Consider the following 11,960-nt stretch of genomic DNA (forward strand, 5'->3'; position numbering starts at 1 on the left):
CCCCGGGCCGCTTTGCGGCCCCAGGATTTCATCGGCATGCAAAAACCGTCGGCCTGCTTTGCAGGCCTTTGGCGACACCAGGCCCCTCCTACCTCCAGGCCTTGCGCAAGCGCATCAACGCCTCAGCAATCTCTCCCTCTGGCACTGCCGCAAACCCAAGCACCAACCCCGCGCGTTTATCCACAGGCACCTCGCTGTCCTCAAGCCAGTAACTGCTGAGCGGATTCACTTCCACTCCCACCGACTCGGCCTTGGCCACCAGTTCCTGCTCGCGTGTAAAGTTATCCACATCGACTTTCACATGCAGCCCCGCTGCCACATCCGGCATCCCCGCAAGCCCTGGCACGCCCACAGGCCACCCTGCCTTCAGCACATTGCGCCGGCTCAACGCCGCACGGCGCATGCGGCGTATATGCCGCTGAAAGTGCCCCTGGGCCATGAACTCGGCCATCACGCACTGGGTTCCCACCTCGGAATGCCGCACTGCCAGCGCCCTGCCCTGGCTGAAAGCCTGCACCAACCGCGCCGGCAATACCAAATAGCCAAGGCGCAGCGCTGGGAAAGCGATCTTGCCAAAGGTACCGACGTACAGCACCCGCCCTTGCCGGTCCAAAGCCGCCAACGGCGCCAGCGGTGCTCCGTTGTAACGGTACTCGCCGTCATAGTCATCTTCGATGATCCAGCCATCCTGGCGCTCGGCCCAGGCCAGCAACGCCAAGCGCCGGGCCAGGCTCATGGTCACCCCCGTCGGGTACTGGTGCGCCGGGGTGACGTAAACCAAGCGACAGTCGCCAGCGAGGGCAAGCCTGGCGCAGTCGAGGCCCTCTTCATCTACCGGCACCCCCCTCACCCGCCCGCCCGCTACTGCAAACGCATGCCCGGCGGCACGATACCCGGGGTTTTCCACAGCCACCTCATCCCCGGGCTGCAACAACAACTGTGCACAAAGACTTATTGCCTCCTGCGCACCACTGGTGATCACAATTTGTCCAGCCGTGCACGACATCCCCCTCGACCGACGTAGATACGCAGCGATCAATTCACGCAGTAACGGCTCGCCCGCCGGGTCGCCATAGCCAAGCTGCGCTGGATCGGGATTTCGCCAGAAGCCCGCTTGCAGCTTGGCCCAGACCTCAAAGGGGAACAGATCGAAGGCCGGAACACCTACCCGAAACGCCCGCGGCGGGCCAACTTTTGGGAATGGCAGATGGTTACTTTTCAGACGCTCCAAACGCTCACTGGAACGCCCACATCTGGATAAATCATCAGTGCTTTCTGAGCATTTTGTGGATAAACCTGTTGATAAGCCATGGGATAACCCTGTGGACAGTTGTGTGGATAGTTTCGGCAGATGGCAAACATAGGTGCCATCTCCAACCCGGCTTTCTATGTAGCCTTCGGCATACAGTTGGTCATAGGCACGCACCACGCTGTTGCGCGAGAGCGCGAGCATGCCCGCCAGGTCTCGTGTCGACGGCAGGCGCGTGCCGCTGCTCAAGCGCCCATCCAGCACGCGAGCGCGCAGCGCTTGATAGAGCTGCTGACTCAACCCTCGGCGTTGATCGAGGACGATCCCGGCGGGATCGAATGGCAATACCAAAGGGCGCTCGCTCATCACAATGGACCTATCAAAATCATCACCAATGGCTCTTAACCTGAACCAATAGCCTGCCTACGATGAAGCCAATCGACAAGGATCCGCCCATGTACAACAGCAAACCGCACCAGGAACACAACCTTGAGCGCCTGCATCAACAGATGCGGGAAACCCGCCTGGCCCTGCTGGTCACCCACGGCGAGCAAGGTCTGCTGGCCAGTCACATACCCGTGTTGATCGATACCAGCGAAGGTGACTTGGGCACCGTTTACGGGCATCTGGCCCGTGCCAACCATCAGTGGCAGGCCTTGGAGCAAGGTGTAGAAGCCTTGTTGGTTTTCGCCGGCCCTGACGCTTATGTCAGCCCCGGCTACTACCCGAGCAAGCTCGACAACCCCAAGGTTGTGCCCACCTGGAACTACTTGGCGGTGCATGCCTACGGCGTCGCTGAAGTAGTGCAGGGCGGCCCCGACCTGCTGGATATCGTCAGCCGCCTGACCGACCTGCACGAGCAAGGACGCAGCACCCCATGGAAGGTCACCGATGCACCCAGCGATTACATCGAAGGCATGCTCCGCGCCATCGTCGGCTTCCGCCTGCCCATCGCACGTCTGCAGGGGGCACGCAAACTCAGCCAGAACCGCTCGGCGCAGGACATCGAAGGCGTACGCCAAGGGTTGGCCAGCAGTACCGATCAGCTAAACAATCAACTGGCGGCGCAGATGCGCACGCCCTGAAGGAACAGCCCCATGCCCAACGTCATCCTGCGCCCCGTCAGCGCCAACGACCACGCCGCGTGGCTGCCCCTGTGGCAGGCCTACCTGCGCTTTTATCAAACCGAACTGGCCGATGAAGTCAGCGCCGTGACATGGCAACGCATCCTCGACTCGCAGGAGCCAACCCACTCGGCGCTGGCCTGGATCGATGGCAAGGCGGTAGGCATGGTCAACTGGATCTATCATCGAACCAACTGGAGCATTGCCAACGCCTGCTACCTGCAGGACCTGTACGTTGACGGTAAGCAGCGCGGCCTGGGCGTTGGCCGGCAACTGATCGAACTGGTCAACGCCAGTGCCAAAGCGGCCGGCTGTTGCAAGGTGCACTGGCTGACACATGAAACCAACGCTACCGCCATCGGCTTGTACGAGCAGGTCGCCGAGCGACCCGGCTTCATCCAATTTCGCCAAACGCTGTGAGACGGGAGCAACGCATGAGTCAACCCAATAACTGGCAACCTGCAGCCCTGCCCCAGGCCGAGCCCCTTGAAGGGCGTTTCATCCGCCTGGAGAAGCTCGATCCGGCGGGTCATGCGGACGATCTCTGGGAGGTGCTGCAAGGTCCGCACTGCGACCCAGCACTGTGGGACTACCTGCCCTATGGCCCGTTTGCCGAGCGCGGTCCGTTCGATCAATGGCTTGCAGACAATGCCGCCAGCCGCGATCCGCTGTTTTACAGCGTCATCGACCGCAGCAGCGGCCAGGTACAAGGCATTCTGAGCCTGATGTCGATGGTGCCTGCCCATGGTCGCATCGAGATCGGCCATATTGCCTTTGGCGCAGCCATGCAACGCACCCCCAAGGGCACCGAGGCGGTATACCTGCTGGGCAAGCTCGGTTTTGAACTGGGTAATCGCCGACTGGAATGGAAGTGCAACAACGCCAATGCCCGCTCCAAGCGCGCAGCGGAGCGCTTTGGCTTCATCTACGAGGGTGTGTTCCGCAATCACATGGTGATCAAGGGCCAGAACCGCGACACGGCCTGGTACTCGATTACCGATCAAGAGTGGCCTGCAGTGGCGGCCGCTTTCGAGCGCTGGCTGAGTGCCGACAACCAGCGCCACGAGGGTCAGTCGAAAACGCTGGAAGCCTGCCGGGAGCAGGGCTGAGGCTCAGCTCAGGTTACGCTTGAGCTCAGCGATGTGCTCTGGCCCGATGCCACAGCATCCGCCGAGCAAGCTGGCGCCGCGCTGGCGCCAATCCTGGGCCCAGCTCAGGTAACCCGGCGGGTCGAGGTCTTCGCGCAGCTCATCCAGGCCATCGTTGGCGGTGGCGTCCTTGGGTTGCGGCGGGAAGGCGTTAGCGTAGGCTCCGATGGCGATATCCACACCCAGGCGCTCGAACACTTCGCGCGCAGCGTCGATGGCAGCACCGATCACTTCCGGCTGGCTGCAGTTGAACAGCATGGCTTTGACGCCCAGCGTTGCTACTGCTTCGGCAGCTGCGGTCACACTTTCACCAGAACGCAGCTGCGGTACGTCGCCGACCTCTTCATCCTGCAAGGTGAACGATACCCACAACGGCTTGCCATCTGCTGGCAACTGGCCGGCAATTGCCTGCACTTCTGCGATCGCACTCTGGGTTTCGGCCAGCCACAGATCGACATACGGTGCCAGGCCCACCACGAGTGGGAGCAATACCTCGGACACGCGCTGTGGCTCGAACAGGTCAGGGCGGTAGGAGCCGAACAGCGGAGGCAATGAGCCAGCGACTCGCACTGGCCGTGGGCTGGCATCCGCCGCAGTACGTGCCAGCTGACCAGCGGTGGCGGCCAAGGCGAAGCCTTCATCAGCGAAGCGGTCTTCACCAATATGGAACGGCACCACTGCATAACTGTTGCTGGTGATCACCCCAGCACCGGCTTCGATATAGGCCGCATGCACCGCCACTACGGCTTCCGGCGCTTCGCTCAGTGCAAGTGCCGACCACTCCGGCTGGCGGAACGGCGCGCCTCGGCGCTGCAGCTCCCGACCCATACCGCCATCAAGAATTTCCAACGTCCGATCGCCCATATAACTTCCGCTTATATTGATATGAATAATATTCACTGGTGGCTTTAAACTTATAACTATTAAGTATCGAAATCTGATTTTTTAACAACTTTTTCCAGGTGTCTTCATGCGTTTGCCTTCCTTGATTTGCGCAGGCCTTCTGGCCCTGAGCGCCACCTCTGCAGCCTTTGCCGGTGCCACACTGGACCGCGTCGAGTCGCGCAAGGAAGTCGTCAACGTACTGATGGAGAGCTACCCGCCGTTCTCCTTCCTCAATGAACAGAACCAGCTCGATGGTTTTGACGTCGATGTGGCCAAGGCGGTCGCGGCCAAGCTCGGCGTAAAGCTGCGACTGGAAACACCCTCCTGGGATGTCATTGCTGCGGGCCGCTGGAGTGGTCGCTACGACCTGTGCATCTGTTCGATGACGCCAAGCAAGGCCCGCGCCGAGGTGTTCGACTTCCCGGTGGAATACTACGCCTCGCCTGCGGTGATCGTGGTCAACGCCAAGGATGAGCGGATTCACACGGCCAAGGACCTCGACGGCCTCAAGGTCGGCCTGACCAGCGCATCCAGCTATGAGAGCTACCTGAACAAGAACTTGGTTATCGAAGGCGCGGAAGACAAGAAGATCGAGTACCCCTTCGACTTCGTCCAGATTGCCCCCTATGACACCGACAACGTCGCCTTCCAGGACCTCGGCCTGGGTGCAGGCGTGCGCCTGGATGCGATCCTGACCAACTTGGTGACCGCGCAGCCACGCCTGGCCCAGGACAAGCGCTTCAAACTGGCAGGCGCGCCGCTTTACGAAGAGCCCAACTCAGTCGCCATCGAGAAAGGCGATCCAGAGTGGGACGCCAAGCTGCGGCAAGTGTTCGCCGAGCTGAAGGCCGATGGCACGCTGGCCAAGCTGTCGCAGAAGTGGATCGGCGCCGACATCAGTAAATGAGCGCCCATCAACCTGCACCCAAGCCCGTCGCCTCCGCGACGGGTTCACGCCTGTTCGGCTTTCGCACCCGTCTGTACCTGACGTGGCTGGTACTGCTGTTGCTGTTCGTGGGTTTCTTTCTCAGCTTTGATCTGAAATTCTCGATCATCGTCGAGAAGTTCCCCAACCTGGCAGGCTTCAAGCTGGGCCCCAATGGCTTCCTGCAGGGCGCTGCGCTGACCCTGTTCCTGTGCTTGTGCTCTATGGTGGTGTCGGTGCTGTTGGGCTTTGCCGCCGCCCTGGCACGGTTGTCGAAGAGTGCGCTGCTGTTCGGCGTGGCCAGCTTCTACACCTCGTTCTTCCGCGGCACGCCGCTGCTGATCCAGATCCTGTTGATCTACCTCGGCTTGCCCCAAGTAGGCCTGGTGCCAGGTGCAATCGCAGCGGGCATCATCGCCCTGTCGCTAAACTATGGCGCTTACCTGAGCGAAATCTTCCGAGCCGGCATCATTGGCGTTGCCTTGGGCCAGCGCCAGGCAGCGCTCGCCCTGGGCATGCGCCCGGTGGCGATCTTCTGGCACATCACCCTGCCCCAGGCAATGCGCACCATCATCCCGCCGAGCGCCAACCAGTTCATCTCGATGCTCAAGGACTCGTCGCTGATTTCGGTGATGGGTGTCTGGGAAGTGATGTTCCTGGCCCAGTCGTATGGGCGCTCAAGCTATCGCTACCTGGAGATGCTGACGACAGCTGCAGTGATCTACTGGGTGCTGTCGATCCTGCTCGAACTGGCCCAGGCCAGGCTGGAGCGGCATTTTGGCAAGGGCTATCAGCGCTAGGTCCAGCGCAACCGAGGGGTATTTGAGCTAGCGCCGCCCGCATCGCAAGGGGCCTGACAACCACCCAAAAAAAGGGGAGCATCCGCTCCCCAGAGGTTAACCGCTTGTAGATGAGGGCTTATGTCAGCCCTCGATCTCGATCAGGATCTCACCCGGCGTCACGCGATCGCCCTTGGCCACGTGGATGGCAACGACCTTGCCGGCGATGGCCGCCTGCACTTCGGTTTCCATCTTCATCGCTTCGGTGATCAGCACTGCCTGGCCGGCCTTGACTGTGTCGCCTTCCTTGACCAGCACATCGACGATGTTGCCCGGCATGGTAGTGCTGACGTGGCCTGGCGCGCTGGCCTGCTTGCGCTTGCTGCTGCCGCCGCCGACAAACTCGTTGAGGGGCTCGAACACCACTTCTTCCGGCATGCCGTCGATCGACAGGTAGAAGTGGCGCTTGCCTTCGGCCTTGACGCCAACGCCGGTGATGTCGACGCGGTAGGTTTCACCGTGCACGTCGATGACGAACTCGGTCGGCACACCTTCACCCCCCGGGGCGGCGACCGCACCGGCTTCCGGGATCGGCAGCAGCGCTTCGGGGGTCAGGGTGCCGGCTTCACGCTCTTCGAGGAACTTACGGCCAATGTCCGGGAACATGGCGAAGGTAAGCACATCTTCCTCGCTGTGCGCCAAGGCGCCGATGTCGGCACGCAGTTTGGCCATTTCCGGCTTGAGAAGATCGGCCGGGCGCACATCGATCACGTCTTCGCTGCCGATCGCCTGGCGGCGCAGTTGCTCGTTGACCACGCCAGGCGCCTTGCCGTAACCGCCTTGCAGGTACAGCTTCACTTCGTTGGTGATGGTCTTGTAGCGTTCGCCGGCCAGTACGTTGAAGAACGCCTGGGTACCGACGATCTGCGAGGTCGGGGTCACCAGAGGTGGGAAGCCAAGGTCTTCTCGCACCCGCGGGATCTCGGCCAGCACTTCGTTCATGCGGTTGAGCGCGCCCTGCTCCTTGAGCTGGTTGGCAAGGTTGGAAATCATCCCGCCTGGCACCTGGTTGACCTGTACGCGGGTGTCCACCGCAGTGAACTCGCTTTCGAACTGGTGGTACTTCTTGCGCACGGCATAGAAGTACAGGCCGATTTCCTGCAGCAGTTCCAGGTCCAGACCGGTGTCGAACTCGCTGCCCTTTAGCGCGGCGACCATCGATTCGGTACCCGGGTGGCTGGTCCCCCAGGCAAAGCTGGAGATGGCGGTGTCGATATGGTCAGCACCGTTTTCCACAGCCTTGAGCTGGCACATGGCGGCCAGGCCGGCAGTATCGTGGGAATGAATGAACACAGGCAGCGACTGCTCGGCCTTCAGCGCCTTGACCAGCTCGCCGGTGGCATACGGGGTCAAAAGGCCAGCCATGTCCTTGATCGCCACCGAGTCGCAACCCATGGCTTCCATCTGCTTGGCCTGGTTCACGAAGGCTTCGATGGTATGCACCGGGCTGGTGGTGTAAGCGATGGTGCCTTGGGCGTGCTTACCGGCAGCCTTCACCGCCTCGATGGCCACGCGCAGGTTACGCACGTCGTTCATTGCGTCGAAGATGCGGAACACGTCGATACCGTTGACCGCCGCCTTGGCGACGAACGCCTTGACCACGTCATCGCTGTAGTGGCGGTAGCCCAGCAAGTTCTGCCCGCGCAGAAGCATCTGCAGGCGGGTATTGGGCAGCGCATTGCGCAGTTTGCGCAGGCGCTCCCACGGGTCTTCCTTGAGAAAGCGCACGCAAGCATCGAAAGTGGCGCCGCCCCACACTTCCAGCGACCAGTAGCCGACCTTGTCGAGCTTGTCGCAGATCGGCAGCATGTCTTCGGTCCGCATGCGGGTAGCCAGCAGGGACTGGTGGGCGTCACGCAGGATTGTGTCGGTAACAAAGATCTTCTTGGACATTCTTATCTCCTCATGGCGACAAGCTTGAAGCTACGAGCCGCAAGAAAAAGCCGATTCGCTTCAACTTGCAGCGGGTCGCTCACAGCTTGCAGCTGCATTCATAGGCCTGCGTGGGCAGCGATGGCGGCGGCGATGGCCAGGGCCAGCTCTTCGGGTTTGCGCTTGATCGAGTAGTTGGTCAGTTCAGGGTGGCTTTCGACGAAGCTGGTGTTGAACTGGCCGCTACGGAATTCCGGATTGCGCAGGATTTCCTGGTAGTACGCGGCGGTGGTCTTCACCCCTTGCACGCGCATGTCGTCCAGGGCCCGCAGGCCACGGTCCATGGCTTCTTCCCAGGTCAACGCCCACACCACCAGTTTCAGGCACATGGAGTCATAGAACGGTGGGATGGTGTAACCGGTGTAGATCGCTGTATCGGTGCGCACACCCGGGCCGCCAGGGGCGTAGTAACGGGTGATCTTGCCGAAACTGGGCAGGAAGTTGTTCTTCGGGTCTTCGGCGTTGATGCGGAACTGCAACGCGTAGCCGCGGTGCTGAATGTCTTCCTGCTTGACCGACAGCGGCAGGCCCGAGGCGATGCGGATCTGCTCGCGGACCACGTCGATACCGGTGATTTCTTCGGTGATGGTGTGCTCGACCTGCACACGGGTGTTCATTTCCATGAAGTACACCTCGCCATCGGCGAGCAGGAACTCCACAGTACCGGCGTTCTCGTAGTTCACAGCCTTGGCTGCCCGGACCGCCAGGTCACCGATGTAGGCACGCTGTTCGGGGGTGAGCTGGGGGCTTGGGGCAATTTCGATGAGCTTCTGGTTGCGGCGCTGGATCGAGCAGTCACGCTCGAACAGGTGCACCACATTGCCGAAGCTGTCGCCCAGGATCTGTGCCTCGATATGCTTGGGGTTGACGATGCACTTTTCCAGGAACACTTCCGCTGAACCGAAGGCCTTGGTAGCTTCGGAGATGACGCGGGGGAAGTTCTGCTCCAGCTCTTCACGGCTGTTGCACCGGCGAATGCCCCGGCCGCCACCGCCGGAGGTGGCCTTGAGCATCACTGGGTAACCGATACGCTCGCCTTCGCTCAGGGCTTCGTGGATGTCGGCAACGTTGCCTTCGGTGCCTGGGGTAACGGGCACGCCGGCCTGAATCATGGTGCGGCGCGCTTCGGTCTTGTCGCCCATGCGGCGAATGACGTCGGCGGCCGGGCCGATGAACTTGATACCGCGCTCGGCGCAGATCTCTGCCAGCTCCGCGTTTTCCGACAGGAAACCGTAGCCCGGGTGCAGGGCATCACAGCCGGTTTCCACAGCAAGATTCACCAGCTTGCGCGGGTTCAGGTAACCAGCCAGCGGCTCGGCACCAATGCTGTAGGCCTCGTCAGCGCGCTTGACGTGCAAGGCGTGACGGTCGGCGTCGGAATAGATCGCGACAGAGCGAATGCCCATCTCGGCGCAGGCACGCACGATGCGGACTGCGATTTCACCCCGGTTGGCGATCAGGATTTTTTTTATCACTGGAGTCTTCCCAAAGCCGTAGGAACAGTCGAGCCGGTTCTACCGGTCGGCGCGTGACCAAGCGTCGCTGGCCAGTCGCACATTCACCCTAGCGCTGTAGGTCGATAAACAAAAATCAATATTTGTTAGAGACTATATTAGCAAAAGCTTATAGTTAGGTAACAAGGTTTTACCGGAGCCTAGAATAAAAATGCGTAAGTCCTTGATGCGTATGACTTTGCGTCAGTTGCAGGTCTTCAATGAGGTGTGCGATTTGCGCTCATACAGCCGCGCCGCCGAGGAGATGGCGCTGACGCAACCCGCCGTTAGTCTACAAATTCGTCAGCTGGAAGAGCTGGTAGGGCAGCCGCTGTTCGAATACGTCGGCAAGAAACTTTACCTGACCGAAGCCGCCGAGGCGCTGCAGCGCGCCAGCCGGGACATCTTCGGGCGCCTGGAAAGCCTCGACATGCAGCTTTCCGACATGCAGGGCTCACTGCAAGGGCAACTGAAACTGGCGATCGAATCCAGCGCCAAATACTTCGTCCCACACCTGTTCGCCGCCTTCAAGCAACGTCACCCGGAGGTCAACCTGACCCTTACCGTGGTCAACCGCGCCCAGGCGATTCGGCGCCTTTCCGACAACCGCGACGACCTGATCATCATGTCCATGGTGCCGCAGGACATGGGCCTGGAGTTCCTGCCGTTTCTCAACAACCCGATCATCGCCGTGGCGCCGCCGGACCATGCGTTGTGCAAACTGGAGCAGTTGCGCCTGCAGGACCTGGAGCCTCATACACTGCTGGTCCGTGAACAGGGCTCAGGGACGCGCAAAGCCTGCGAGGAGTACTTCAAGGACAAGCGTGTGCACTTCACCCAGACGCTGGAGGTAGCGTCGGCCGATGCCCAGCGCGAATGCGTCATCGCCGGCCTTGGTATCGCCCTGCTGACCCGCCATGCAGTGAACATGGAGCTGGCCATGGGCGTGCTCAAGGAATTGCCAGTGGAGGAACTACCGCTGTACCGCAGCTGGTGTGTGGTGCAGGCCAAGGCCAAGCGGCAGTCACCGGTAGCCTTGGCCTTTCTGGCTTTCATTCGCAGCGAACGTGCGCTGATCAGCGCGCTTGTTGAGCGCTTTTCGGGGAAGCTGCCGCTGAAGTCTGCCACACCGTGAGGGCTTGCAGCTCCGGGTAGTCTGCAAGGTCGCGCAGCAGTTGACGTTGGTCGCAGTAGCTTTCGATCGCACGGCGGTACTCCATGCGGCGCTGATCTTTTTCCTGCTGTTTGCGAGCCTTGGCGCTAGGTAGGTAAGAGCCATCGAAATCACGAGCCATGCCTGTCTCCCTGATCGAGTGCGGGGAGTTTCAGACTGGCTCGAGCGCTTTACCGTTTTGCTGAGGATTGGTGACAAATCGATGAAATTTGCAGATTCTTCCGCAATTGCCGATCAGTCATCCATCGCCTTGATCGACTTGGGCGACAACCGCAGGCTGCGCAAGCTGCGCTTCACACTCTTGAGGTGATTGACCAGGCTCGGCCCGCGGGCCATGGCCACGCCCATGGCCAGCACATCGATCACTACCAGGTGGGCGATACGCGAGGTCAGCGGGGTGTAGATTTCAGTGTCTTCGTGCACATCGATCGCCAGGTTGACGGTCGAAAGCTCGGCCAGTGGGGTCTGGCTGGGGCACAGGGTGATCAGGTTGGCGCCGCTCTCACGCACCAGGTTGGCGGTGATCAAAAGGTCCTTGGAGCGCCCGGACTGGGAAATGCATACCGCCACGTCACCCGGCTTGAGGGTGACCGCCGACATGGCCTGCATGTGCGGGTCGGAGTACGCGGCGGCACTGAGCAACAAGCGGAAAAACTTGTGCTGCGCGTCTGCAGCAACCGCGCCGGATGCACCAAAGCCATAGAACTCCACACGTTGCGCCTGCGCCATGGCACTCACCGCCTGTTGCAACGCGTGCGGGTCAAGGTGCTCGCGCACTTCCATCAGGGTGTGCAAGGTAGTGTCGAAAATCTTCAGGCTGTAATCGGCAACCGAGTCGTCCTCATGGATGGCGAACTGCCCGAAGCTGGCGCCGGCAGCCAGGCTCTGCGCCAGCTTGAGCTTGAGGTCCTGAAAACCTGAACAGCCGATCGCCCGGCAGAACCGCACGATGGTCGGCTCGCTGATACCCACGCTGTGTGCAAGGTCCGCCATCGAGCTGTGCATGACGGCAGCCGGGTCCAGCAGCACGTGGTCGGCCACTTTCAGTTCCGATTTGCGCAGCAGGTGGCGCGATTGGGCGATATGTTGCAACAGATTCACGGGCTGGACTCGGTTATGATCGGCTGGCCGGGATGTAGCTTTCTTGTAGTTATACTACATGGACGCCAACCCGCCCAGTTAAACGAACGT

12 protein-coding genes are annotated in these 11,960 nt (G+C 60.9%); 6 read left to right on the top strand and 6 right to left on the bottom strand.

Annotated elements, in window-relative coordinates; translation table 11 throughout:
* Positions 1 to 88: 88 nt before the first annotated feature.
* Positions 89 to 1,615 carry a PLP-dependent aminotransferase family protein gene (locus ACEWE8_RS14420; protein ID WP_046786748.1) on the bottom strand — a complete coding sequence of 509 codons (1,527 nt, stop codon included), beginning with the start codon at positions 1,613 to 1,615 and terminating at the stop codon, positions 89 to 91.
* Positions 1,616 to 1,704: 89 nt separating this feature from the next.
* On the opposite strand from ACEWE8_RS14420, the gene ACEWE8_RS14425 reads away from it, so the two are divergent.
* Genes ACEWE8_RS14425 through ACEWE8_RS14435 form a run of 3 tightly spaced genes read left to right on the top strand, consistent with a single transcriptional unit; the run spans position 1,705 to position 3,482 of the window.
* Complete coding sequence (locus ACEWE8_RS14425) at positions 1,705 to 2,334, top strand: FMN-binding negative transcriptional regulator (RefSeq protein ID WP_046786749.1); 630 nt, start codon at positions 1,705 to 1,707, stop codon at positions 2,332 to 2,334.
* A 12-nt stretch (positions 2,335 to 2,346) separates the two neighbouring features.
* Positions 2,347 to 2,793: a GNAT family N-acetyltransferase gene (locus ACEWE8_RS14430; RefSeq protein ID WP_046786750.1), complete on the top strand. Its 447-nt coding sequence runs from the start codon at positions 2,347 to 2,349 to the stop codon at positions 2,791 to 2,793.
* A 14-nt stretch (positions 2,794 to 2,807) separates the two neighbouring features.
* A complete protein-coding gene (locus tag ACEWE8_RS14435) occupies positions 2,808 to 3,482 on the top strand; it encodes a GNAT family N-acetyltransferase (RefSeq protein ID WP_046786751.1) in 675 nt (224 codons plus the stop codon).
* 3 nt (positions 3,483 to 3,485) lie between these two features.
* Here ACEWE8_RS14435 and ACEWE8_RS14440 read toward each other — a convergent pair whose 3' ends face one another.
* On the bottom strand, positions 3,486 to 4,385 hold the full coding sequence (locus tag ACEWE8_RS14440) for a homocysteine S-methyltransferase family protein (protein ID WP_046786752.1): 900 nt from the start codon (positions 4,383 to 4,385) through the stop codon (positions 3,486 to 3,488).
* Between the two features lie 106 nt (positions 4,386 to 4,491).
* Between ACEWE8_RS14440 and ACEWE8_RS14445 the strand changes: the two genes are divergently transcribed.
* Positions 4,492 to 5,313: an ABC transporter substrate-binding protein gene (locus ACEWE8_RS14445; RefSeq protein WP_039604255.1), complete on the top strand. Its 822-nt coding sequence runs from the start codon at positions 4,492 to 4,494 to the stop codon at positions 5,311 to 5,313.
* The gene (locus ACEWE8_RS14450; protein WP_046786753.1) at positions 5,310 to 6,131 is read left to right on the top strand and encodes an amino acid ABC transporter permease; all 822 of its coding nucleotides are present in this window, start codon (positions 5,310 to 5,312) and stop codon (positions 6,129 to 6,131) included. The genes ACEWE8_RS14445 and ACEWE8_RS14450 overlap by 4 nt, the downstream gene beginning before the upstream one ends.
* A 123-nt stretch (positions 6,132 to 6,254) precedes the next feature.
* On the opposite strand, the gene oadA is transcribed toward ACEWE8_RS14450, so the two are convergent.
* Together oadA and ACEWE8_RS14460 are read right to left on the bottom strand one after the other, a co-directional pair.
* On the bottom strand, positions 6,255 to 8,063 hold the full coding sequence (gene oadA / locus ACEWE8_RS14455) for a sodium-extruding oxaloacetate decarboxylase subunit alpha (RefSeq protein WP_046786754.1): 1,809 nt from the start codon (positions 8,061 to 8,063) through the stop codon (positions 6,255 to 6,257).
* Positions 8,064 to 8,161: 98 nt separating this feature from the next.
* The gene (locus ACEWE8_RS14460) at positions 8,162 to 9,577 is read right to left on the bottom strand and encodes an acetyl-CoA carboxylase biotin carboxylase subunit (protein ID WP_046786755.1); all 1,416 of its coding nucleotides are present in this window, start codon (positions 9,575 to 9,577) and stop codon (positions 8,162 to 8,164) included.
* Positions 9,578 to 9,782: 205 nt separating this feature from the next.
* Here ACEWE8_RS14460 and ACEWE8_RS14465 point away from each other — a divergent pair, with 205 nt between their 5' ends.
* Complete coding sequence (locus tag ACEWE8_RS14465) at positions 9,783 to 10,730, top strand: LysR family transcriptional regulator (protein WP_177433161.1); 948 nt, start codon at positions 9,783 to 9,785, stop codon at positions 10,728 to 10,730.
* Here ACEWE8_RS14465 and ACEWE8_RS14470 read toward each other — a convergent pair.
* Positions 10,672 to 10,890, bottom strand: coding sequence for a PA3496 family putative envelope integrity protein (locus ACEWE8_RS14470; RefSeq protein WP_080952139.1), 219 nt, complete (start codon positions 10,888 to 10,890; stop codon positions 10,672 to 10,674). The two genes, ACEWE8_RS14465 and ACEWE8_RS14470, sit on opposite strands and share 59 nt — an antisense overlap.
* Before the next feature lie 113 nt (positions 10,891 to 11,003).
* On the bottom strand, positions 11,004 to 11,870 hold the full coding sequence (hexR, locus tag ACEWE8_RS14475) for a transcriptional regulator HexR (RefSeq protein WP_012316879.1): 867 nt from the start codon (positions 11,868 to 11,870) through the stop codon (positions 11,004 to 11,006).
* Positions 11,871 to 11,960: the final 90 nt, after the last annotated feature.

The sequence above is a fragment of the Pseudomonas sp. TR47 genome, from assembly GCF_044143025.1.
Taxonomy (GTDB): Bacteria; Pseudomonadota; Gammaproteobacteria; order Pseudomonadales; family Pseudomonadaceae; genus Aquipseudomonas; species Aquipseudomonas putida_E.

Coding starts and splice junctions, on each gene's coding strand:
- ACEWE8_RS14420 (WP_046786748.1), bottom strand. CDS start 1,615: ATGAGCGAGCGCCCTTTGGTATTGCCATTCGATCCCGCCGGGATCGTC.
- ACEWE8_RS14425 (WP_046786749.1), top strand. CDS start 1,705: ATGTACAACAGCAAACCGCACCAGGAACACAACCTTGAGCGCCTGCAT.
- ACEWE8_RS14430 (WP_046786750.1), top strand. CDS start 2,347: ATGCCCAACGTCATCCTGCGCCCCGTCAGCGCCAACGACCACGCCGCG.
- ACEWE8_RS14435 (WP_046786751.1), top strand. CDS start 2,808: ATGAGTCAACCCAATAACTGGCAACCTGCAGCCCTGCCCCAGGCCGAG.
- ACEWE8_RS14440 (WP_046786752.1), bottom strand. CDS start 4,385: ATGGGCGATCGGACGTTGGAAATTCTTGATGGCGGTATGGGTCGGGAG.
- ACEWE8_RS14445 (WP_039604255.1), top strand. CDS start 4,492: ATGCGTTTGCCTTCCTTGATTTGCGCAGGCCTTCTGGCCCTGAGCGCC.
- ACEWE8_RS14450 (WP_046786753.1), top strand. CDS start 5,310: ATGAGCGCCCATCAACCTGCACCCAAGCCCGTCGCCTCCGCGACGGGT.
- oadA (WP_046786754.1), bottom strand. CDS start 8,063: ATGTCCAAGAAGATCTTTGTTACCGACACAATCCTGCGTGACGCCCAC.
- ACEWE8_RS14465 (WP_177433161.1), top strand. CDS start 9,783: ATGCGTATGACTTTGCGTCAGTTGCAGGTCTTCAATGAGGTGTGCGAT.
- ACEWE8_RS14470 (WP_080952139.1), bottom strand. CDS start 10,890: ATGGCTCGTGATTTCGATGGCTCTTACCTACCTAGCGCCAAGGCTCGC.